This window comes from Sphingobacterium sp. UBA6645 (genome assembly GCF_002455685.1).
In the GTDB taxonomy this organism is placed as follows: Bacteria; Bacteroidota; Bacteroidia; order Sphingobacteriales; family Sphingobacteriaceae; genus Sphingobacterium; species Sphingobacterium hotanense.
This window is the reverse complement of the sequence record NZ_DKLH01000023.1, coordinates 32,047-54,597: the sequence shown is the minus strand read 5'-3', so window position 1 is coordinate 54,597 and position 22,551 is coordinate 32,047. Positions and strand designations below refer to the sequence as shown.

Sequence of the window (22,551 nt, the reverse complement as noted above, 5' to 3'; positions counted from 1 at the left end):
GCCTAAACCAAGAAAAAAGGATTTAAAGATTGGGATTTTGTCTTGAACTAGGAAAGGAAGGAAAATTTGTCTTGAACCAGGAAAGGAAGGAAAATTTGTCTTGAACCAGGAAAGGAAGGAAAATTTGTCTTGACCCAGGAAAGGAAGGATGCAAGGATGATCAGGATCGTGTAGAAAGGAAGAAAATGGAATTTTTCATGAACATATGATTTAAACAAAAAAGGAAAATTTGTCTTGAACCAGGAAAGTAAGGATGCAAGGATTTACAGGTTCGTGTAAAAAGGAAGAAAAATGGATGGAGAGTTTGTCCTGAACCAAGAAAGAAAGGATGGAACGATTTACAGTCTCTCCTGGTCATCTCAAAATCCTTCCTTTCTTGGTTCAAAACAGTACAATCAATTAAACCAAAGGATAATACAGCATCTGCTCACTAGCCAATCACTCCCACTTCACTCCCATTTCACTCCCCTATCATAACCCTTTCGAAGCGGCTTTGATTGGGTTATGAAAAGGCTTTGAAAGGGTTATATAATGGTTGTAAGTCAATGTAGAGTTGAAGTTGCATAATGCTAGTGTCCCCCGATCCTGATCATCCTCACATCCTTCCGTTCCCGGTTCAAAACAAACTACTCCAAAACAAGAAAGCTAGCATACATAGAAACATTCCACAATAAAAAAGGCGCCCAATCGGCGCCAATACTCTAATATCTAATGTCTTATATCTAAAATCTAATCCCAATCATAGGTCTAAATACTAACTACTAAATACTAACTACTACTTACCCATTAATCTTAATATCCCCAAGTTCAGGAACTTGTTTCAGATCGTATGGCGTTTCTTGGTATACATAATAGTTCAGCCAGTTGTTGAACAATAAGTTAGCATGTCCTGCCCAGCGTACTACGGGACCAAGCTCCGGTTTGTCGTCTTGGTAGTAATTTACAGGGACGTCAATCTCAAGTCCTTTTTCGATATCACGTGTGTACTCTTCATGCAACGTTAATGGTGCGTATTCAGAGTGCCCTGTTAAATACAATTCCCGGCCACCACGGGTCGAGAGAATTGCTAATCCGGCTTCTTTCGAAGCAGATAATACGGTTATGTCTTTTTTCGCTTCCACGTCTTCAGCGAGAATGGTCGTGTGGCGACTGTGTGGAATATAAAATTCATCATCAAAACCACGGAACAGCGGGTCTTTCTTGTCCCAAGCCGTATGTTTGAACACTCCGAATAGTTTGCTATCCAGAGGTTTCTTTTCTACCCCATAAAAATGGTAAAGTGCAGCCTGAGAAGCCCAACAGATATATAAGGTAGAGAAAACATGTTTCCTTGCCCAGTCGAAGATTTTGGTTACTTCCGGCCAGTAGGTCACTTGTTCAAAAGGCATCATCTCTACCGGTGCGCCGGTGATGATCATACCATCGTAGGTATTCTCTTTAATATCTTCAAAGTTCTTGTAGAACAGCTCCAGATGCTCTTCAGGCGTATTCTTAGGATTATGAGTTGCGAGGCGCAAGAAATCCAACTCCACCTGTAAAGGGTTATTCGACAACAGGCGGATAAAATCAGTTTCTGTAGAAATCTTTAGAGGCATTAAGTTCAGCACAAGCAATTTCATCGGTCGGATGTCCTGAGTATCCGCACGTAAATCACTCATCACAAAGATGTTCTCCTTTTTAAGGAGTTCTATCGCAGGTAAATTATCTGGTATCTTAACTGGCATAAAAATTCTCTTCTTTTCAATCTAAGTTGACAAATGTACAAATTGAAAAACTAAATTCTCAATTAGGAATGAGATTTTGACGCACGTAAAACATGAAAACAATTTTTGTATAAAATTGGCTTTTAATATTAATTTTCGCTAATATTGCGATACATTAAATAAAATATCACTAATAAATGTCCCTAAACCTTAAGAATTTTATCAAGAACGTCGAGCTTCGTAATCCGAACGAGCCAGAATTCCTACAGGCGGTAACCGAGGTAATTGAAGATTTGATCCCTTACATTAATGAGCATAGACCTGACTTTGCGGATCTTCGGATCCTAGAGCGTATGGTTGAACCCGAGCGCGCACTCTCTTTTCGTGTTGCTTGGATGGATGACAAGAATCAAATCCAAATCAATAGAGGCTATCGCGTGCAGATGAATTCGGCAATTGGTCCTTATAAAGGCGGTTTGCGCTTTGCGCCGGATGTAAACTTGAGCATCTTAAAATTCTTAGCATTTGAACAGGTATTTAAAAACAGCTTGACCAGCCTACCAATCGGTGGTGGTAAAGGCGGATCGGACTTCGACCCGAAAGGCAAGTCGGACAATGAAATCATGCGCTTTTGCCAAAGCTTTATGACCGAGCTATACCGTCATATCGGTGCCGAAACGGATGTTCCTGCGGGCGATATCGGTGTTGGATCGAGAGAGATCGGTTATTTATTCGGACAATATAAGCGTATTCAAAATAACTTTACAGGCGTTTTGACCGGCAAGGGCCCACAATGGGGCGGTTCTTACATCCGTCCGGAAGCAACGGGCTATGGCCTACTCTACTTCGTTCAATGTGTATTAGACTATAATAACGAATCGATCGAAGGAAAAGTGATTTCGATCTCGGGTGCTGGAAATGTGGCTTACTATGCTGCAGAAAAGGGTATTCAACTTGGTGCAAAGGTTATTACGCTGTCAAATAGCACCGGAACTTTGTACGATAAAGAAGGCTTGACTTTAGAGAAATTAGCTTATATCGCTACGCTTGGACGCGATTTGGCGAAATTCACGAAGAAGTATCCTTCTGCAACCTTCCATGCAAAGGAGAACCCATGGCAGTTTAAATGTGATATTGCATTGCCATGTGCGACACAGAATGAGATCAATGAAGCGGATGCGAAGAAGTTGGTGAAAAATGGCTGTACCATCGTGGCCGAGGGCGCGAATATGCCGTCAACTGCTGGTGCTATCAAGGTCTACGATTCTGCGAAGATTCATTTCGGTCCTGGGAAAGCAGCGAATGCGGGTGGTGTAGCGGTATCCGGATTAGAGATGTCGCAAAATGCAATCGGACAGCAATGGAACCACGAGAAAGTGGATTATCGCTTAAAATTGATTATGGAAAATATCCATAAAACATGTGTTCGTTATGGCAAGGAGCCTAACGGTTATGTCAATTACCTGAAGGGCGCAAATATCGGTGGATTTATCAAAGTTGCTGAAGCCATGAAGGCACAAGGAGTGGTTTAAACCTAATTTATTTATATCTATATTTGTAAGGTTCCGGCATTCGTCGGAACTTTTTTATTTGTGACTTAATTCTATTTTTCATGCGCGTATTAGCCGAATTACCACATCCAGATTGTAAGATTACGATCTTCGGGATGAACCAGAAGTTTATCGTCAAGTTTGAACAAGGGACGTTAGAACAATCCTATAAGTTAGCAGAAGCTGATGTAGTCGGTGGTGTTAATGGGGTGTTTGAGATGCTCGATGAAGAGTTTATTCAGCAGGTTATTGGGTTATTTGCTGAGATGAGGAAGGCGATAATCGGGACATACAATAAATATCAATAAACCAATTATTTAAAATAAGTAAGAAGCTGATAAATAGCTGTTTAAAATCTTAAAACCTCTAATACAGAATTATATTCCGTGTTAGAGGTTTTTTTTGATTTCAAGCTTTGCTTTAATATAAACAACAGATTAAACAAAAATGACATTATAACTTGTTTTATAATAACTTATGTAATGGAACAAAATATTATTTGCCAATGATTTCCGCCAAATAAATGACACCTTTACTCGCTGACTCCGCAATTTTATGAACGTTCGCAGGAATGGCCACCTGCTTCGCATTTGGGTCGATCAGTATGATTTGACAACCGGGTTTACAATCAAATAATAAGTTGGCTGCCGGGTAAACCTGCAAGGACGTTCCTATGATAATGAACACATCGGCATCACGAACCAGACGAGACGCTTCTACCATATTGGGTACCGCCTCGCCGAACCATACCACATGTGGCCGCAACGGCGAGCCGAGTTCGCAAGTCGCATCCATCGCAATCTCATCGCCTTCTATATCGTAAACCAAATTGGGGTTCTTGGAGGATTGTGATTTTCTGATCTGTCCGTGCAGATGTAAAACATTGCTGCTACCAGCGCGCTCATGCAGATCATCAATATTTTGTGTGATAATCTGTACATCAAAATCTTTTTCCATATTCGCTAAATAGCGATGCGCGGCGTTAGGTTCTACACGGATACAATCCTTTCGGCGCATATTATAAAACCGTTGCACCAACTCAGGATTGCGCTGCCAAGCCTCTGGTGTGGCGACTTCTTCAATTCTATAACCTTCCCACAGTCCGTCCGCACCTCGAAAAGTAGGCAGTCCGCTTTCTACAGAAATACCAGCGCCGGTAAAAACTACTATCTTCTTCATAAATATGTATGAGGGTTTAAAATCCTTGGTTGTTTCCGCTGAAACACCAAGAGAAATGAATTTCTTGTTGACCTTTGAATTCAAGCACTATAAGCAAAAATAAGAAAAGGCATCTAACAAATTAGATGCCTTGACTTGGTTGTAATTAAATCGTTCTATTTTACGAAATAGCGATGTTCAATAACGGTTGCCTCAGGTTCTTTCGACTCCACCGAGTCTTTGATTGGGCAATATCCTGTAACACCACGATAAATCAGCGCACCGCCGAGAGTAATCCCAGAAAATGCTGTCATCGGATGTTTTACAATAGATTTAATTCCTCTTCCTAACAAGAATCCGCCCGCGACTACAGATAATATACGTTCCGATGTCCCTACATTCCCATCATGACAACTCGCATCGAGTTTGTTCTTTAGTGCATCAAAGGCATAGTTTAATATTCCGCTCATGTTGTTCAAATTTATAATCCTATCTATAAAACGAATAAATTCGATTTTTGTTTCTGATTAGGTATAAATTTTGATTGCCTTCGCTATTATTCGTATTTTCATCCACATTTAAACTATTAACTATGCTGGTAAAGAAGTATTCGGGCGAACTTGTTCCCTTTGATGAATCAAGCTTAAGACGATCCTTGATGCGCTCAGGCGCCTCGGACGGGGAAGTTCAAATGGTATATGCGTCCATCAAAAATAAGTTATACGATGGCATCAGCACCCGAGAGCTTTATGAAATGGCTTTCGACGCGTTAAAATCAAAGAAAAACTCCTATGCTGCTCGCTATAGTTTAAAGCGTGCGCTTCGCGAGTTGGGACCTGAAGGCTTCTATTTTGAGAAATGGGTAGCTCGCTTATTTCAGGAAGACGGTTATGAGGCCATAACCGGACAGACAGTGCAAGGTCATGCCGTAACGCATGAAATTGATGTTGTCGCTGCTAAGGGCGATGTGATGCTCGCTGTGGAATGTAAATTTCGTAATGATGAGGATGCCAAGATTTCCGTAACTACACCGATGTACTTTAAATCTAGAGTGACGGATGTGACAGGTATAGAATATCCATTCTTTAATGCGCATCGTCAGTTCACGGATGGCTGGTTAGTCACGAATGCATACCTCACGACAGACTCGATAAAGTTTGGAGAGTATTATAAAATGAATTTGTTGTCCTGGGATTACCCGAACGGACAAAGCATAAAAGCGCGTGTAGACAATACTGGTGAATACCCGATTACTTGCTTAACTAACTTAACTACACAGGATAAGGCGATGTTATTAAAGAATCAATGCATCTGCGTAAAGGATCTTTTAAAGGATCCGAAAATATTAAGCCATATCCAGATTCCGGCCGACAAGCAAAAACATATTATGCAGGAGGCAGAGGAATTAATCAATAGTCCGATAGAACATGAGTAATAAATTTGTAAGGGAAGAGATCAGTTTCCTGAAAGGCGCCAGAGGGCGTTGGAACGAACTTAAATATGTAATCGGTGTATTCTTTCAATTCATGAAAGGGTTTAGAACCCTGCACTTTGTTGGCCCCTGCGTGACGGTTTTTGGATCTGCACGATTTGGTGAAGACCATGTTTACTACAAACAAGCGCGCAGCGTTTCAGGCAAGCTTGCTGAACAGGGCTTTACAATTATGACAGGCGGAGGCCCCGGTATTATGGAGGCCGCAAACCGCGGTGCGAAAGATGTTGACGGTGCTTCGGTGGGTTGTAATATTGTATTGCCGCATGAGCAAATGCATAACCCATACATGGATAAATTCGTTAATATCGAGTACTTCTTTGTGCGCAAAGAACTGCTGCGTAAATATTCCTTCGCTTTTATCATTATGCCCGGAGGATTCGGTACGCTAGATGAATTTTTCGAAACCCTCACCTTGATACAGACGAAGAAATTATCGCAGTTCCCCATTGTTGTGATGGGTCTAGAATATCATAAAGGCATTATTGATCATGTGAATGAGATGATTGAAGCAAAGACCATTAGTCCGGAAGATCAAGACTTACTGCTATTTACAGATGATATTGACGAAGCAGTCGAACATATAAAACAGTATGCAGACACCAACCGAATCATTAATCTGCAAGAGCAAAAGCCGAATTGGATATTGGGCGAGAAGAAAGCAGTTTAACTAGATGTTAGATATTAGATTTTAGACCCTGATAGGTAGGATAATTGGGGTTGAGCTCTTGAGGATGTGGTTGGAAGAGATTCGGGAGTATTCGGATTGATTTCTTGAGGATGTGGTTGGAAGAGGAATTGGGTAATTGCTCTATAATAAATACAATTTTGAATAAAAACATTCGATTAATACCATGCTAAAGTTTGCGAACGCGAAAATAAATATAGGCTTACATATCACGGAGCGTCGTTCGGATGGCTATCATAATTTGGAGACTATTTTTTATCCGGTTAAAATATATGATGCTGTGGAGACGCAGCTTTCTGATAAATTAGAGCTTGAGATTCACGGGGCAGATTTGAAGGCTGATGACGATAACCTTTGTTTGAAGGCGTATCGCTTATTGGCGGCTGATTACGATCTTCCGCCTTTGAAAATACATTTGCTGAAGCGTATCCCCATCGGGGCGGGCTTGGGCGGGGGTTCTTCCGACGCGAGTGCAACCCTGCAATTACTAAATGAGCAATTTGAATTAGGCATTTCTGATAGAGAATTAGAACAGTATGCTGCGCAATTAGGTGCCGACTGCCCTTTCTTTATCCAGAATAAATCCACCTATGCCGAGGATATCGGCACCAAGCTCTCCGAAATTGAATTGGACCTCTCCGACTATTATATAGTGATATTAAAGCCGAATATCCATATCTCCACCGCCGAAGCCTATAAGAACGTCACTCCATTGACTCCACAGATAGATTTAAGACGCGCGGTGCAATTACCGATACAAGAGTGGAAACTTCATATTAAGAATGACTTTGAGGCCGGCCTGTTCGAATTGTATCCGCAAATCGGAGAAATTAAACGAAGATTCTATGAACTTGGCGCTGTCTACTCTTCCATGACAGGCTCAGGTTCCGCTGTATTCGGCATCTTCGAAAAAGAAACAGACGTTTCCGAAATGACTAGCTTAGGAAAAATATTCCTTCCAATGGATCTATAAAGAAATATATAGGGGCAAAAATACAAATGCCCCTATCTATTTTCATTGCACTACAGATAACCTTTCACTACCTCAACTCCTTCTCCTATCTCACAAATAACATCGAATCTCCATCTAAGCAATTGTAGAAATATTCGACGCTCCGCTCTAATGTCTAATATCTCACATCTAACATCTAAATAGTATATTTGTCTTATGCCCTTGAGGACTTTAATATTCTTTATTGCTTCTATTTTTACTATCGCTTTCGCTTTTGGACAAAATATTCCAAGGGTCGGATCGCCGTATGTAAAGCAGTATAACAAGTCCACCTACCAAGCAGGGAATCAGAACTGGGGTATCGCAGTCAGCAACGAAGGCTTTATTTATGTAGCCAATACGGAAGGTCTTCTAAGTTTTGACGGTCAGGAATGGCGCCTTCACAAAGCAAAAAATCAACGTAGTCTGCGGAGTGTGAACATCGATAAGGAAGGTCGCATTCTGGTTGGTGGGTCTGGAGAATTTGGTGTTTGGGAACGTGGGAAGTTTGGTAAGATGAAGTACCGCAGTCTTTCCCCCTTAGTTAAGGATCAGACTGGATTGAAGAATGACGAGATCTGGCGTATCAACACGGTCGGTAACCGTATCTTCTTCCACAGCTTCTCGAAATGCTACATCTATGAAAATAACGAGATCAAAACATTAACCGCCGATGGCGAGCCTTTTCTCTTTAGTCATCAGGTAAATAATAGGATGTTCTTTGAACAACTTCCTTCGGGCTTATTTGAATTGGCCAATAATAGTTTGGCGCAAGTAAGGGGCGCGGCTGTCCTGCGCGGTATGAATATCCTTAGCATGCTACCCTTCGATAAGGATAAAATATTAATTGCCACTTCTAACCATGGCCTCTTTATCATGGAGAACGATGGAAGTATTTCACCTTGGCAAAACCAAGTGCAACAACAACTTATCCGTTATCAGGTCAACAATGGCGTTAAGTTATATGGAGATCAATTTGCGTTCGGAACCATACAGAATGGCGTGTACATTCTGAATAGCAAGGGTGAACTTATTCAGCAGATCAACAAAAATAACGGCCTCCAGAACAACACCGTCCTTAGCATGACGGTCGACAAGCAAGCTAACCTGTGGGTGGGTTTGGATAATGGTGTAGACCGTATTGATATCAACAGTCCGCTATATTATTATGCTGATCTAACCGGAAAGATCGGAACAGTCTATGCCGCTATCATCTTTCAGAATAAGGTTTACCTTGGAACTAACCAGGGGCTATTCGTAAGTGATTGGAATGGTGTAAATGATTTCCAGAGTCTGGACTTCAGTATTGTCCCAAACTCGCATGGGCAAGTATGGCAATTGGTCAATATGAACGGACAACTGCTGTGCGGACATAATAACGGGACGTTCTTAGTAGAAGGCAATGCTATGCGGAAGATCTCCTCTGTTACGGGTGCATGGAATTTTACAGCGATTAGCGGCAGCAATCGTTGGTTGCAGGGAAATTATACCGGAATCGGACTGATGCAAGGCGGCCCAGCTCCTAGCTTTATCAAACAGTTCCAACAAATTAAAGTACCCATCCGCAGTATCCTTCAACGTAGCGATTCCGAATTCTGGGCGACAAATCAGCAGAATGTTTACAGCATGAAGCTCAATTTAGGTAAGGATGATGCGCAATCTATAAATGCTGTAAAAGCCGATCTACCGAGCAATACCCAGCTGCATGGCGTCTATAACCTGGCAAACAACATCGTCTTTGCTACCGACTCTGGCTTCTATCAATATGACAACATCCTGGGCTCCTTTAAACCATATGTTGAACTGAATGAACAGTTGAAATCCTTTCATACGGCCAATAAGATTATCCCTATAAAACAAAACGAATATTGGTTTGTAAAGAAGTCGCATATAGCTAAAGTAGAACTCTTACCTGAAGGAAAAGTTAAGATAGATTCATCGTCGTGGAATTCCCTTCGCGGTAAGATGATGAACGACTACGAACAGATATTTAATTTGGATGACCAGACATCCATCATCGGGATGGACAATGGATTTGCGATATATTTTAATCAGCTGAGTGCAAAAGTTAATCTTCCAAAGCCATACATTACACAAGTTTGGAACACGAGCAATGGGACTTCCCCTCTTTATGATGATTTGTCGATTGCCTATGGCGAGAACAACTTACGCTTTGCCTATGCGAGTCCTTGGTATTCTTCGTCGAATCTAAAATATTCGTATTGGCTGGAAGGATATACAGATAATTGGTCCGATTGGGAGGAAGTAGCTTTTAAGGATTTTACTAATCTTCCCGATGGCAACTACATTTTTCACGTCCGATCGATGGCGCCAAATGGTACACAATCAGAGATTACGAGTTTGGAGATAACCATTCGCCCACCATGGTATAGGCATTGGTTGGCTATCGTTATCTATTTGCTTATTCTTACCGCACTATTCATAATCGGCAAACGCTATTATGAGCAGCATCTGGAGAAAGAGCAGCAAAAACTGAAAGCGAAGATGTTGGCTGATCAAGAAGCACGATTAGCGAAGGAGGCGGAGCTCAATGAACGTAAATTGATGGCGCTGAAGAACGACCAATTAGAGCAGGAATTGGAAATCAAGAACCGTGAGCTCGCTAATGCTGCCATGAATATTGTTTATAAAAACGAGATGCTCAATAACCTACATCATGAGTTGACCAATCTTAATGATTCAAACGGTAACAAATTGAGTTCAGACCAATTACGGAAAGTAAGTAAACTAATTGATGAAGCGCATTCCGACGATCGCGATTGGGATCTATTCGAGAAAAGCTTTAACGAAGCGCATGAGAATTTCTTCAAGAAGCTAAAGTCAGATTATCCGGCGCTGGTTCCGAACGACTTAAAGTTATGTGCTTATCTGCGTTTAAATATGTCAAGTAAGGAGATTGCGTCTCTATTGAACATCAGTACCCGCGGCGTGGAAATTAGACGCTACAGGCTCCGTAAAAAGCTTAACCTCCCAACAGAAAAGAACCTGACAGAGTTTTTATTAGAGCTTTAATTGCATAAATTGTATTCAGAGCAATACATCATCCCCTCACAGCAATCAATGTGTACATGTTACACGTTATAAACTTTTTGTTGTAGACCCATTCGCTAGTAAAGTACAGGTATTCAAATTACTACACCATATCTCAACGGCCGTTGAGCAGGTATTTTGACGTTGTAGTAGTAATGAGCACGGCTAATATTTTCATTTCAAACTAATAGATGACATCTTTGTTTATAGTGAACCTGTAGATAACATTCAGGAATACTAGTTATGAAAATACCTCCTAAACAAGGGAGGGCCAATATCCACGAATAGCATATGACGATAAAAGCACTAACCTTCTCTGGTATCATACTGATGGCACTGAATTTTGAATCTTGCCAAATTAAGAATAACAATAATGATAACGATCGCAATGACATGAAGGATAGTCTCGCGATTGCTAACGACTCTTTGTTGACTAAGATCCAGAGCCAAACTTTCCAATATTTCTGGGAGGGAGCTGAGCCCATTACAGGTCTAGCTCGCGAGCGCATCCATATTGACGGTGAATATCCACAAAACGACCGCAATGTGATCACTATTGGTGGTAGCGGATTTGGATTGATGAGTTTGATTGTAGGGATGGAACGCGGCTTTATCAGCAAGAGCGAAGGGGAAGAACGCCTTCATCGCATCATGGATTATTTGACACGCATCCCACGTTTTCAAGGGGCATGGGCACATTGGTACCATGGCAATGTTGGAGAAGTAAAAGCCTTTAGTGAAAAGGATAATGGTGGCGACATTGTCGAAACGGCATTTCTAGCGCAGGGACTTCTAGTAGTACGGGAGTACTTCAAAGAAGGCACTGAAATACAACGAGAAATTGCCAAGAAAGCCGATAACCTATGGAGAGGAATCAATTGGAAGCATTATACAAACGGTAAGAATGTATTATTCTGGCACTGGAGCCCTGTCCACGAGTTCGGGATGAACCATGCTATTCAAGGTTATGATGAGTGCTTAATAAGTTATGTCTTAGCTGCTTCTTCACCTACCCATGCGATAGACTCTACGGTCTATTATCAAGGATGGGCTAGAAATGGTAAAATCAAATCAGATATCAAGAAGTTTGACATCCCGACAGAAGTTAAGCATAACTCACGTGAGGGCGAAGTGGGTCCATTATTTTGGGCACACTATTCTTTCTTAGGCTTAGACCCAAGAGGATTGTCCGACAAATATGTTTCTTATGAGGATGCCGTAGTGAATCATGCTAAGATCAATATTGCTTATGCCGAAGCCAATCCACAGAACTTTGTTGGTTATGGAGCGGACAAAGCTTGGGGATGGACGGCAAGCTATTCAATCAATGGATATGATGCTCATCATCCGGACAATGATAAATCGGTCGTATCTCCTACTGCGGCACTGGCATCCATGCCATATACGCCCAATGAAAGCATCGCATTTGCAAAATACCTATTCAACAATCTTAATGATAAGGTATGGGGCAAATATGGTTTCTATGATGCTTTCAGCGAAACAAACAATTGGTATCCACAGCGATACTTAGCGATCGATCAAGGCCCCATTGTCGTAATGATCGAAAACTATAGAACCGGCCTTATTTGGGACTTATTTATGAATGCTCCGGAAGTAAGGTTAGGATTAAGAAAATTAGGCTTCAAAAGCCCACACTTAAAGTAATGAATCAATGAATATCCGTAAAGGCATATTATCCTGCAGTTTAATCGCATTTTCATTCCTTGTAAATGCGCAAGATAATAATAAAATGAACCAATTTATCGACGGTCTGCTGTCGAAGATGACTATTGAAGAAAAGATCGGGCAGCTTAATCTAGTAACAGGTGGCGAAGCCACGACAGGTTCTGTTGTTTCAACTGACGTCGAAGGGAAAATCAAAGCCGGTAATATTGGAGGCATATTTTCGATGAGCTCACCTGCTAAGATTCGAAAGGCACAGGAATTAGCCGTGAAAGAGTCTCGATTGGGAATCCCAATTATCTTCGGCATGGATGTTATCCATGGTTATAAAACTGCATTTCCAATACCTCTTGGTCTCGCAGCCACATGGGATATGCCGTTGATTCGCCAAACGGCACGTATCTCTGCTGTAGAGGCAACGGCTGACGGTATCAACTGGACTTTCTCTCCAATGGTCGATATCTCGAGAGATCCGCGTTGGGGAAGAATATCTGAAGGCAGTGGCGAAGATACCTACCTGACTTCCCGCATTGCGAAAGAAATGGTTTTAGGCTATCAGGGCGACGATGTTAGCAAAAACAACACCTTGCTTGCCTGTGTTAAACATTTTGCATTATATGGCGCCGGAGAAGCCGGTAGAGACTATCATAGCACCGACATGAGTCTACATCGGATGTACAATGAATATCTGCCTCCATACAAGGCTGCTCTTGAAGCTGGAGCGATGTCCGTCATGACTTCCTTCAATGATATCAACGGATTACCAGCAACAGCTAACCGTTGGTTGCTGACTGACTTACTTCGCAATGAATGGGGATTTAAAGGTCTTGTAGTGACGGACTATACAGCAGTAAATGAGTTAATCGACCATGGATTAGGCGATTTGCAGCAAGTATCTGCCCTTTCCTTACAAGCAGGTGTAGACATGGATATGGTCGGTGAAGGCTTTTTGACCACGCTGAAAAAGTCGTTAGAGGAAAAGCGAGTTACTGAAGTGGATATTAATCGAGCGGTTCGGTATGTATTGGAAGCGAAGTATAGATTAGGACTGTTTGAAGACCCCTATCGCTATTGCGATGAGCAGCGCGCTAAAAAAGAAATCTCTAAAAAGGAGCACTTAGTCTTTGCGCGTGAAGCGGCTGCAAAGTCTTTTGTCTTGCTAAAGAATGACCAGATTCTGCCATTGAAAAAGACAGGAACCGTTGCAGTAATTGGTCCGCTTGCGAATACAGGAGCAAACATGCCAGGCACATGGAGCGTGAGTGCAGACCATGCTAACACGCAGAGCCTTGTTGAAGGAATGCGTGAAGCATTGGGAAGTAAGGTTAAGATTACGACGCATTTAGGATCTAACCTAACGGATGACAAAGCTCTACAAGAGCGAGCTACCATGTTTGGTCGTACAATCCCTAGAGACGAGCGCGATCCAGAACTCATTATCGCCGAAGCTTTGAAGACTGCAGAAAGCGCAGATGTCATCGTTGCGGCATTGGGTGAAAGCTCGGAGATGTCGGGAGAAAGTTCTAGCCGTACGGATCTTAATATTCCGGCAAGTCAAAGACGACTACTAGAGGCGCTTTTGAATACAGGCAAGCCGGTAGTCTTGGTCCTATTTACCGGTCGCCCATTGACGCTTACTTGGGAGCATGAACATGTTCCAGCGATATTAAACGTATGGTTTGGCGGTACAGAAGCCGGAAAAGCGATAGCGGACGTTTTATTTGGCGATATTAACCCAAGTGGCAAGCTACCTGCGACATTCCCACAGAATGTCGGACAGATCCCTTTGTACTATAGCCATAAAAACACAGGGCGTCCTTTAGCCGAAGGCGCTTGGTTTCAAAAGTTCCGCTCCAACTACTTGGATGTTAGCAACGAGCCCCTATACCCTTTCGGATATGGGTTGAGTTACAGTACATTCGAATATGGCGATATCATTCTCGACAAAAAAGCGATTAAAAGGAATGAAACCCTAAAAGTTTCCATAGATCTAAAGAATACCGGCAACTACGATGGAGAAGAAGTTGTGCAGCTTTATATCCGTGATATGGTTGGCAGCATCACACGTCCTGTTAAAGAACTTAAAAACTTCCAAAAAGTCTTTTTGAAAAAAGGCGAATCGAAAAGAATAGATTTCACGATATCGGAAGAAGATCTAAAATTCTACGACCTACAGCTTAAGCATATTGCAGAACCTGGTGCTTTCAAAGTATTTATTGGCGGAAACTCCCGAGACGTTAAGGAAGCGGATTTCGAATTGACAGATTAAAAATATTCACAAGTATGTTTATATTTACCTTATGGTAAAAATGCTCTACTTCGTGGCTTTCTGGCTAACTCAAATCGTTTCCAGTATTATCTTTAAATATGGAGGTATCAATCCGAAATTTCAATGGCCTGCATTGATTATTGGAAACATCATTATTCTTTCAGCAAGCTGGTTTTTAGTACAGCTGTTCAAAAACTTCCCACAGCCTATCGTAATTGCGGTATGTTCCGGAGGAACTTTCTTAACAGTACAGCTGGCGATGGCCTTATGGTTTAAAGAATCGTTGAACTGGATACAGGTATTAGGATGCTTAGTCATTGTGTTCGGGATGGCCATGATTACCTTCGGTGGTAAACAGAGCGTAACTCCTTAACTATGGAAAATCAACAAAACCTAGAAGTCTGGATGCGAGGGCCAATTGAAGGCATCTCCGTAATACTACAACCCGCCGCGCATGCATTACTGCAAGTCAAAGAAGACATCCCCAAGTTATTGAATAGCGAAGATGATCAATACATCTGGATCAAACCCTTTGGTATGGCATCATCTGCCTTTCATGTATTGCATATTATTGGTGTGATTGATCGAATGTTCACCTATGCAGCAGGCAAATCACTTTCAGAAGAGCAATTCGAGTATTTGGACAAAGAAAATAGTCCGAATCAAGATATCTCGGTGGATGAGATGCTTGATAATCTGAATCATGCTGTGGAGCGAGCGACAAATGATTTAAAAGAGATTGACGATATCACGCTAACCGAAGAACGCTTCATCGGCCGAAAGATGATTCCTACAACACGATTGGGGTTACTATTTCATGCGGCAGAACATGCGCAGCGTCACTATGGCCAACTTCTCGTGACGATAAAAACTGTACGCGGGTTATTTCAACAAGGCTCGATACACTAACCTAAGGAAGCTCCAACACAGATTGGTCTACGATGGCATATACCTTAGTCAAGCTTGTCTTAGGAAGAATATGCAAACCGGTAAACTTTCCGAATGCCGGTAAAGTCAGCACTCTATTTTCTAGATGGAAACAAGGGAGCCGAAAGCTCTGTCGACCTGCTAAAAACACCTGGCAGCCCGGGTGTATGTGGCCAACCACATTGATGATATGACTATCAAGACCTAGCAGCGGTTCGTGAGACAATACCAGCCCTTCTTCCAAGAGCAAATGGTCAACGATGCGGAGTGCGGATCTTTCCCAATGCGCATCCTCCAAAATATCATGATTACCTTTGGTCAAAGTGAAGGTAATATGCGGCTTAGCTTTCGTATATATACAGAACTGCTCCCAGTCCGAATTCAATTTGGAATGAAAGAGATCACCTAAGAACACGACCTGCTTGACCTCTAATTCATTAAGTAATATATCTAGCCTACCTAATTCCTCCGTAACATTCGGAGCTGGAACAAAGAAGCCCTCTTTTCTAAAATGCTTCAACTTCCCCAAGTGCCAATCCGAAACAACAAGCAACTGATACTTTGCGATATACATGGCTTTTTGCGGCAACAAAAAACAATCCAATCCATTCAACACAAGCTTCTTAGCCATCTATCAACTGCATTTTAATTTTTTCCAATTTGCTTTGCCAATCCTCATTACTATATCGCTCGCGAAACGACTCGGAGAATATAGGAAATGCAAAGGGTGTTAGTTTCTCCGGCTTCCGAAAGATGATCCGGTGACTATCAATACGCTCGAATGCTTTAATCATCCTGCCCTCTTCGAGCTGAAAATCAAAGACCTCATCGTAAGATTCACGCAAAAGTAAGTTGTTTGGCTCATATTCTGAAAATACTGAAAAGAAAAGACCCGCATTAGCTTGTAGATGCTTGCTCTTCATCTGTTTTCCGGGGAAACCTTGAAAAACTAATCCTGCAATCCCTGCAATATCCCTAAACCTTCGTCTTGCCATCTCCTGCACATTAATTCCGGAATCGATATCCGCATGCAGTTTATGGGGTGAAAAGATCTGTTTCAATATATCCTCATTGAGCTCGTATGCCGTATCACTCAATAACTCAATCCCATATTCATTCGTAGCGATACTGAATGTTGCCGGACTAATCTGCCCAAGCCTATAAGCGATAACCTGAGCCATTCCTTCATGAACCAGCTTACCATCAAACGGATACAAAAATAAATGAAAGCCATATCTCGTTTCTGTGTATTCCACCAATAGCTCATCTTCTTTCGGGAGACCCGATACGCGCTCCTGTTCCTTGAATAGTGGCTGGAGAAACTTAATCTCCGGAGACTGTCCAGACTTCTTGTGAATACTGCTGAAGCTATGTCGGATTGCAATTCCCAAATCTGGTGATATCGCAAAACGACCACCCATCCAGGAAGGCACGACTCCTTTTTTCTTTTGCGAAGGTTTGACGATCGCATCATTAGCGATTACCTGAATCAATTCCAACTGACGACCAGAAAACCAAAATACATCGCCAACATTCAATTTAGAAATAAACGACTCTTCTATCGATCCCAAGTGTTTCCCCGATAAGAACTTTACGCGCATCATCAAATCCGATACAATAGCTCCAATGGACAGTCGATGTCGCATGGCAAGTTTCCTGGACGTCACTTTGTAAAGACCGTCGACTAATTCCAAACGGTGGAAATCATCGTATGCCTTCAAGCTACTACCGCCATGCAATAGCAAACTCATACATTGATCGAACTCTTCCTGGCTGACCGACTCGAAGCAATGGGTATTTGTGATCTCTTGATAAATCTGCTGAGGGTCAAATCCATCGCCAACTGCTAATGTCATCAAGTATTGGGTCAACACATCAAATGAGCGTATATAGGGGATTCGCTGTTCGACAATCTTTTCTTTTACAGCGAATTTAAGGGAATCTCCTTCAATTATCTCCAACGAGTTTGTTGGAACATAGTAAATAATGGACGTTGCATCCGGACGGTGTCCGGAGCGCCCTGCGCGCTGCAAAAACCTAGCTACCCCTTTGGGCGACCCAATCTGAATTACGCAGTCTACGGGCCTAAAATCAACGCCTAAATCCAAACTACTTGTACATACCACTGCCTTGAGCCTTCCGGCATGCAAAGCCTCTTCCACCCACATACGTACTTCATCGCTCAAAGATCCATGATGAATTGCCAGCAAGCCCGCAAACTCCGGATAATTCGAGATAATCTGCTGATACCAAATCTCAGCTTGCGAACGCGTATTGGTAAAAATAAGCGTGGTTCCGTATTGATTGACAACATCGACCACTTTATCCAACAGCCGAATACCTAAATGCCCCGCCCAAGGGAATTTCTCCAAGCTGTCCGGGAGGATTGTCTGTATATCGATCTTCTTATTGATCTGCGCCTTCACCATTACGCCGCTGTTCGATGCCCCTAATAGAATATCCTTAGCTTGCTCAAGATTCCCAATAGTAGCCGAAATGCCCCAGATCTTTAAATTCGGATTAATGCTCTTCAGTCTGCTCAACGCTAGTTCGATCAACACGCCTCTTTTAGATCCTAGAAGCTCGTGCCATTCATCAACCACGATAAATTCCAGTTGCTTAAAGAAGTCCTGACCCTGTTTCGTCGCTAAGATTAAGTGAACACTCTCAGGTGTAGTAATCAATGCTTGCGGCGGATTCTTTCGTTGTTTCTGCCGAATAGCAGTGCTCGTGTCACCCGTGCGAAGCTCTATTTGATAGTCCAAATCCAGATCCAAAGAAACCCCTTCCGTTACCCGATGTATCTCTTTCGACAAAGCCCGCAATGGAGTAATCCACAACGCATGCAGCCCTCGCTTACGCTGTTTTTCTAATTTTGCCTGATAGGCATCCGAATAATAATGCTGTATAACGCCAAACCAGATGGCAAAGGTCTTACCATATCCGGTAGGGGCATTTAAAATCCCCGAACGATTTGCTGCAATCTCCTTCCAACACTGTTTTTGAAAATCATGAGGTTCCCAACCCTGATTATAAAACCAAACGTCCGCAAGTTCGTTCTTCATAGACCAATTTATTGTTTCAAATTACAAAGAATATCATCCACTATACAACATTTTACTCGATTATTTGTTAGCACAAGTAAAGAGATATTATTATGGAAAAGATACAAGTTGGCTTATTTGTCGGAAGTTTAAGAAAAGAATCATTCAACAAAAAGATCGCAAATCACTTGATTAGCATAGCGCCGGAGGGATATGAATATAAAATCATCGAAATCGGACAGTTGCCATTTTATAATGAAGATTTAGAGGGTGATAAACTGCCGGATAGCTACAAGTCGTTCCGTGCAGAGGTGGAAGCCCTCGACGCTGTGATTTTTGTGACGCCAGAATACAATCGTTCGGTGCCTGCGGTACTGAAAAACGCAATCGACGTCGCATCACGCCCTTACGGAAAAGGCAAATGGGGTAAAAAACCAGGTGCCGTGATCAGTTCATCCATTGGAGCAATCGGTGGATTTGGAGCAAACCATCATCTACGTCAATCCTTAGTCTTTGTCGATATCCCTGCGATGGCGCAGCCTGAAGCTTACATTGGAAATGCTGCTAAACTCTTCGACGAGCAAGGTAAATTGACGAATGAAGACACTGCAAAATTCCTAAAGGACTATGTCGCGGCCTTCAGCGAATGGGTTGAAAAATTCGTAAAGAAATAAGATTATTTGAAAGTTACTTCACCGAAATACTGTGGCAAATGGAAATTCGGCGTCGGGTTATCAATATCGTTCCAAGCTATAAAATGTGGATTTGGTAAAGCATCTCCACATTTGTAGAAATTTGCATATGCCTTTTTGCCTTGTAATTCCTCAGCATTAGCCTTGAAAATATGAAAAGGAATCTGCAGAATTTGCTGCCAACTCTTTTTACCGGCCACTGTTCGAACGGAAGAGTATGCGTTTATCTGAAGAATCTCTTCCGCACTTAATCGATTTCTATTCGATTTGATAGAAGTTCCATAGCCCACGAGCCCCACCCCCAACACATTGAATTCTACGTTATAGTAGGTTTCTCTATTGTCAAAAGACACAAAAAACTCAACACAGCTATCCTCCCAAACATTTTCATTCGGACGGATATATTGACCTTTGACAAACTCCTCCTCAACGGAATAGTGAAGTAGAATATCCTGATCGCTATAGCCAACTTGAAATTGCACTTTCGGAATGTAAGGGAATTCTGATTTCCACGGCGCGGCAGCGATGTCATGCCATGCTAAAGAATTCATATTCTTGGCTAACGACGCGTAATCGCCTGCCGATTCCTGAAAGTCTACTTTCTCAATCTCAAGGGTCTTCATACTAGTTCGAATTTAAGTTCGCTGCTAATATATCAGTTAAAACTTTATGATTTGCTTCTAATTCCTGAACTAATTTCAATTGCGCTTTCGTACGCACTAAATTATGTTCCGGATATCCGATTTTATAGTATGTATCGCCAACTATATAATCCGTTAAAAAACGAACGGCCTGCATGTATGGCAATAAATGAACGCCATGTATCAATGACTCCACTTCAATTTCGCTTAAAAACTCCTTAGCTTCAGACAGGTAACCCGCCGTGAAAGCCTCAAATAACGGAACATTTAACACGATTTTTGAAACATCCGCTTCATCCTCTGCCGCCGAATTGATAATTGTGCGAATGGCATCGCCAAAATCATAAGCCACATAGCCTGGCATCACCGTATCTAGGTCGATAACGCATTGCACCTGATCGTTGCTGTCCAACAAAACATTGTTGAATTTCGTGTCGTTATGCGTGATACGAAGCGGTAATTTATTTGCGCGTCCTAATTCAAGTATCGTACGCATTTTGTCTTCACGCTCGAAGATGTAATCCAATAAGTCTTGAACCTCCGCAACTCGACCTGCACGATCGTTAGCAATCGCTTCGCGAAGGTTGTTCATGCGGAATTCAATATTATGAAAGTTAGGAAGTGCTTCAACAATGGTTGTAGGATCCAAATCGCTCAACTGCTTCTGAAATTGGCCAAAAGCCATACCGCCAGAAAACGCTTGATCCGTAGTCTCCAAAATATCATAACTGCGCGTATCTGGAATCAAGATAAACACACGCCAGAAATCACCCTTCTCGTCTTTATAGTAATGCTGTCCATCCCAAGTCGGGATTAAAGTCATGGTACGCTTAGCAACTTCTTCCTGCCCTAAATGCGCAAGTTTCTGTTTCAAATGGAGACATACCTTCTCGATATTATCCATCAATCCATCGACATTGCGAAAAACGTGGTGATTGATGCGTTGAAGTAAGTATTGTTCGTTTATATCGGAATCAGTAACGATCTTGAAGGTATCATTAATATGTCCTGAACCAAAAGGCACCGAGGATACAATATTTCCTTGGATCTTAAATTTTTCTGCTGATAAAATGCTGTTCTCTATAGTATTGGTTGACATTACTTCACTTTTCATTTCATAATTTCTGTGTAAGTGTTCGCAATATCTACATAACTAACCAATATTAAAAATATTTTTTTCAATCAAACGGTTGCACTATTTTATTTGTTAATAACACGTAAATCAGTAATTAACATATCTATATTTATTCTTAACAAATGGCTTTTAAAACGAGATAATGTATATATTTTTTGTATTTTAGGACATCAAAGCGAATTTGCCTTTATATGTTCACGGAAATAGTCATTATCCTAATCTTAATCATCCTAAACGGAATCCTGTCAGCATCAGAAATTGCCATTGTATCCAGCCGAAAGGCGCGCTTACAAGCGGCTAGCGAAAAAAATGCAGGTGCTAAAAAAGCATTGGAATTAAAAGATAATCCAAACAACTTCTTATCAACGGTACAGATCGGGATTACCTTAATTGGTATCTTGACAGGTTTTTTTAGTGGGGGCTCGATCTCCACCTTCCTTGCTGAGCAAATGAACCAAGTATCTTTCTTGGCGCCTTACAGCTCGCAGATTGCCGTTATTGTCGTCGTATTAACCATCACTTATCTATCGCTGGTTATCGGAGAATTAGTACCCAAGCGAATTGGTATGGCCATTCCGGAGAAGTACGCTTCTTTTATTGCTCTTCCCATGAACTTACTAAGTAAGATCGTGAAGCCCTTTGTTTGGTTATTGAGCGTCTCTACGGATTTTATTGTCAAACTATTCAACATCAAATCGAATCAGAATGCAGTAACCGAAGAAGAGATTAAGGCATTAGTGGATGAAGGAGTCGATAGCGGGGCTATTGAGGGCATTGAACATGATATGGTAGACCGCGTACTCAGTCTTGGAGATAAACGTGCTATCAATCTAATGGTACACCGATCTAAGATCACATACCTGGATATACAAAAGTCCTTCGAGGAGAACAAAGCCTATATTCTTGCAGACGAACATACAGAATACCCGGTATGTAATGGTAATTTCGACCATGTTATCGGCGTTGTGCATATCAAAACGTTATTTAAAGAGTATTTAACGAGCGATGAGCCCGAACTTACAAACCTGCTGCAACCTATCCCGTTCATCAATGAAAACACCTATGCATATAATGTTATGCAGTCTATGAAGACATCAGGCGTAATGCAGGCCGTAGTAGTCGATGAATACGGAAGTCCGCAAGGTATCATCACGATGGCTGATCTTGTCGGCTCATTAGTCGGCGGATTTGACTCGCCAGAGGATGACGAAAAGAAAACAATCCGACAACGCGAAGATGGTTCTTACGTAATCGACGGCAGTTACCAACTAGACGATTTCATCGAACGCTTCAACATCGACCTCACCGAAGATGACGAAGACGAAATCGGAAACCTAACGACCGTCGCAGGATTAGTATTCCTCCTACTCGACCATATCCCAGAAGAAGGAGAACAAGTAGTTTACAAAAACCTCGAATTTGAAGTACTCGATATGGATGGTCACCGAATCGATAAGCTAATCGTTAATGTCCAGGGCGAAACAAGCGATGAGACGGCAAATATTGATTAGACATTAGATATAAGAC

At 41.9% G+C, this 22,551-nt stretch carries 19 protein-coding genes; 12 read left to right on the top strand and 7 right to left on the bottom strand.

Annotated elements, in window-relative coordinates; all coding sequences use genetic code 11:
* Window positions 1–779 precede the first annotated feature (779 nt).
* Complete coding sequence (metA, locus tag B2400_RS04285) at window positions 780–1,724, bottom strand: homoserine O-acetyltransferase MetA (protein ID WP_149525886.1); 945 nt, start codon at window positions 1,722–1,724, stop codon at window positions 780–782.
* Between the two features lie 176 nt (window positions 1,725–1,900).
* Here metA and gdhA point away from each other — a divergent pair, with 176 nt between their 5' ends.
* Together gdhA and B2400_RS04275 are read left to right on the top strand one after the other, a co-directional pair.
* The gene (gene gdhA / locus B2400_RS04280; RefSeq protein WP_293931178.1) at window positions 1,901–3,235 is read left to right on the top strand and encodes an NADP-specific glutamate dehydrogenase; all 1,335 of its coding nucleotides are present in this window, start codon (window positions 1,901–1,903) and stop codon (window positions 3,233–3,235) included.
* Between the two features lie 80 nt (window positions 3,236–3,315).
* Window positions 3,316–3,561 carry a hypothetical protein gene (locus tag B2400_RS04275; RefSeq protein ID WP_286650977.1) on the top strand — a complete coding sequence of 82 codons (246 nt, stop codon included), beginning with the start codon at window positions 3,316–3,318 and terminating at the stop codon, window positions 3,559–3,561.
* A 187-nt stretch (window positions 3,562–3,748) separates the two neighbouring features.
* On the opposite strand, the gene B2400_RS04270 is transcribed toward B2400_RS04275, so the two are convergent.
* Window positions 3,749–4,432, bottom strand: a complete 684-nt coding sequence (locus tag B2400_RS04270; protein ID WP_293931175.1) for an SIR2 family NAD-dependent protein deacylase — start codon at window positions 4,430–4,432, stop codon at window positions 3,749–3,751.
* A 155-nt stretch (window positions 4,433–4,587) separates the two neighbouring features.
* Entirely contained in the window at window positions 4,588–4,881 is a 294-nt protein-coding gene (locus tag B2400_RS04265; protein ID WP_149525882.1) for a YgaP family membrane protein, read from the bottom strand.
* A gap of 122 nt (window positions 4,882–5,003) precedes the next feature.
* Between B2400_RS04265 and B2400_RS04260 the strand changes: the two genes are divergently transcribed.
* The 8 genes from B2400_RS04260 to B2400_RS04225 all read left to right on the top strand — a co-directional run bounded on the left by B2400_RS04260 (window position 5,004) and on the right by B2400_RS04225 (window position 15,494).
* Window positions 5,004–5,846, top strand: a complete 843-nt coding sequence (locus B2400_RS04260; protein WP_149525881.1) for an ATP cone domain-containing protein — start codon at window positions 5,004–5,006, stop codon at window positions 5,844–5,846.
* On the top strand, window positions 5,839–6,573 hold the full coding sequence (locus B2400_RS04255; protein ID WP_293931170.1) for a TIGR00730 family Rossman fold protein: 735 nt from the start codon (window positions 5,839–5,841) through the stop codon (window positions 6,571–6,573). Before B2400_RS04260 ends, B2400_RS04255 begins: the two co-directional genes overlap by 8 nt.
* Before the next feature lie 184 nt (window positions 6,574–6,757).
* Window positions 6,758–7,564 (top strand): 4-(cytidine 5'-diphospho)-2-C-methyl-D-erythritol kinase, encoded by an 807-nt coding sequence (gene ispE, locus B2400_RS04250; protein ID WP_293931167.1) that lies wholly within the window; start codon window positions 6,758–6,760, stop codon window positions 7,562–7,564.
* A 201-nt stretch (window positions 7,565–7,765) separates the two neighbouring features.
* The gene (locus tag B2400_RS04245; RefSeq protein WP_293931165.1) at window positions 7,766–10,615 is read left to right on the top strand and encodes a triple tyrosine motif-containing protein; all 2,850 of its coding nucleotides are present in this window, start codon (window positions 7,766–7,768) and stop codon (window positions 10,613–10,615) included.
* Between the two features lie 309 nt (window positions 10,616–10,924).
* Window positions 10,925–12,298, top strand: a complete 1,374-nt coding sequence (locus tag B2400_RS04240; RefSeq protein WP_246172548.1) for a glucoamylase family protein — start codon at window positions 10,925–10,927, stop codon at window positions 12,296–12,298.
* A 7-nt stretch (window positions 12,299–12,305) separates the two neighbouring features.
* Complete coding sequence (bglX, locus tag B2400_RS04235) at window positions 12,306–14,585, top strand: beta-glucosidase BglX (protein WP_293931160.1); 2,280 nt, start codon at window positions 12,306–12,308, stop codon at window positions 14,583–14,585.
* A 31-nt stretch (window positions 14,586–14,616) separates the two neighbouring features.
* Window positions 14,617–14,958, top strand: coding sequence for a hypothetical protein (locus B2400_RS04230; protein WP_286650972.1), 342 nt, complete (start codon window positions 14,617–14,619; stop codon window positions 14,956–14,958).
* 2 nt (window positions 14,959–14,960) lie between these two features.
* Entirely contained in the window at window positions 14,961–15,494 is a 534-nt protein-coding gene (locus tag B2400_RS04225) for a DinB family protein (RefSeq protein WP_293931157.1), read from the top strand.
* 1 nt (window position 15,495) lies between these two features.
* Here the strand turns inward: B2400_RS04225 and pdeM are convergent, their stop codons facing one another.
* Both pdeM and B2400_RS04215 read right to left on the bottom strand, forming a co-directional pair.
* A complete protein-coding gene (gene pdeM, locus B2400_RS04220) occupies window positions 15,496–16,143 on the bottom strand; it encodes a ligase-associated DNA damage response endonuclease PdeM (RefSeq protein WP_293931154.1) in 648 nt (215 codons plus the stop codon).
* A complete protein-coding gene (locus B2400_RS04215) occupies window positions 16,136–18,577 on the bottom strand; it encodes a ligase-associated DNA damage response DEXH box helicase (protein WP_293931151.1) in 2,442 nt (813 codons plus the stop codon). Before B2400_RS04215 ends, pdeM begins: the two co-directional genes overlap by 8 nt.
* 92 nt (window positions 18,578–18,669) lie before the next feature.
* On the opposite strand from B2400_RS04215, the gene B2400_RS04210 reads away from it, so the two are divergent.
* Window positions 18,670–19,230 carry an NADPH-dependent FMN reductase gene (locus B2400_RS04210; protein WP_286650968.1) on the top strand — a complete coding sequence of 187 codons (561 nt, stop codon included), beginning with the start codon at window positions 18,670–18,672 and terminating at the stop codon, window positions 19,228–19,230.
* 2 nt (window positions 19,231–19,232) lie between these two features.
* Here B2400_RS04210 and B2400_RS04205 read toward each other — a convergent pair whose 3' ends face one another.
* Together B2400_RS04205 and B2400_RS04200 are read right to left on the bottom strand one after the other, a co-directional pair.
* Window positions 19,233–19,871, bottom strand: coding sequence for a carbohydrate-binding family 9-like protein (locus tag B2400_RS04205; protein ID WP_149525871.1), 639 nt, complete (start codon window positions 19,869–19,871; stop codon window positions 19,233–19,235).
* Between the two features lies 1 nt (window position 19,872).
* Window positions 19,873–21,003 (bottom strand): phosphotransferase enzyme family protein, encoded by a 1,131-nt coding sequence (locus B2400_RS04200; RefSeq protein ID WP_293931147.1) that lies wholly within the window; start codon window positions 21,001–21,003, stop codon window positions 19,873–19,875.
* A 212-nt stretch (window positions 21,004–21,215) separates the two neighbouring features.
* Here B2400_RS04200 and B2400_RS04195 point away from each other — a divergent pair, with 212 nt between their 5' ends.
* On the top strand, window positions 21,216–22,535 hold the full coding sequence (locus B2400_RS04195; protein ID WP_293931144.1) for a hemolysin family protein: 1,320 nt from the start codon (window positions 21,216–21,218) through the stop codon (window positions 22,533–22,535).
* Window positions 22,536–22,551: the final 16 nt, after the last annotated feature.

What these genes read in the sequence shown, in the direction of transcription:
- B2400_RS04275 (WP_286650977.1), top strand. Translation starts at nt 3,316, where the DNA reads ATGCGCGTATTAGCCGAATTACCACATCCAGATTGTAAGATTACGATC.
- B2400_RS04205 (WP_149525871.1), bottom strand. Translation starts at nt 19,871, where the DNA reads ATGAAGACCCTTGAGATTGAGAAAGTAGACTTTCAGGAATCGGCAGGC.
- B2400_RS04210 (WP_286650968.1), top strand. Translation starts at nt 18,670, where the DNA reads ATGGAAAAGATACAAGTTGGCTTATTTGTCGGAAGTTTAAGAAAAGAA.
- B2400_RS04270 (WP_293931175.1), bottom strand. Translation starts at nt 4,432, where the DNA reads ATGAAGAAGATAGTAGTTTTTACCGGCGCTGGTATTTCTGTAGAAAGC.
- B2400_RS04265 (WP_149525882.1), bottom strand. Translation starts at nt 4,881, where the DNA reads ATGAGCGGAATATTAAACTATGCCTTTGATGCACTAAAGAACAAACTC.
- gdhA (WP_293931178.1), top strand. Translation starts at nt 1,901, where the DNA reads ATGTCCCTAAACCTTAAGAATTTTATCAAGAACGTCGAGCTTCGTAAT.
- B2400_RS04260 (WP_149525881.1), top strand. Translation starts at nt 5,004, where the DNA reads ATGCTGGTAAAGAAGTATTCGGGCGAACTTGTTCCCTTTGATGAATCA.
- B2400_RS04215 (WP_293931151.1), bottom strand. Translation starts at nt 18,577, where the DNA reads ATGAAGAACGAACTTGCGGACGTTTGGTTTTATAATCAGGGTTGGGAA.
- pdeM (WP_293931154.1), bottom strand. Translation starts at nt 16,143, where the DNA reads ATGGCTAAGAAGCTTGTGTTGAATGGATTGGATTGTTTTTTGTTGCCG.
- B2400_RS04225 (WP_293931157.1), top strand. Translation starts at nt 14,961, where the DNA reads ATGGAAAATCAACAAAACCTAGAAGTCTGGATGCGAGGGCCAATTGAA.
- ispE (WP_293931167.1), top strand. Translation starts at nt 6,758, where the DNA reads ATGCTAAAGTTTGCGAACGCGAAAATAAATATAGGCTTACATATCACG.
- B2400_RS04240 (WP_246172548.1), top strand. Translation starts at nt 10,925, where the DNA reads ATGACGATAAAAGCACTAACCTTCTCTGGTATCATACTGATGGCACTG.
- B2400_RS04195 (WP_293931144.1), top strand. Translation starts at nt 21,216, where the DNA reads ATGTTCACGGAAATAGTCATTATCCTAATCTTAATCATCCTAAACGGA.
- B2400_RS04255 (WP_293931170.1), top strand. Translation starts at nt 5,839, where the DNA reads ATGAGTAATAAATTTGTAAGGGAAGAGATCAGTTTCCTGAAAGGCGCC.
- bglX (WP_293931160.1), top strand. Translation starts at nt 12,306, where the DNA reads ATGAATATCCGTAAAGGCATATTATCCTGCAGTTTAATCGCATTTTCA.
- B2400_RS04200 (WP_293931147.1), bottom strand. Translation starts at nt 21,003, where the DNA reads ATGAAAAGTGAAGTAATGTCAACCAATACTATAGAGAACAGCATTTTA.
- B2400_RS04230 (WP_286650972.1), top strand. Translation starts at nt 14,617, where the DNA reads ATGGTAAAAATGCTCTACTTCGTGGCTTTCTGGCTAACTCAAATCGTT.
- metA (WP_149525886.1), bottom strand. Translation starts at nt 1,724, where the DNA reads ATGCCAGTTAAGATACCAGATAATTTACCTGCGATAGAACTCCTTAAA.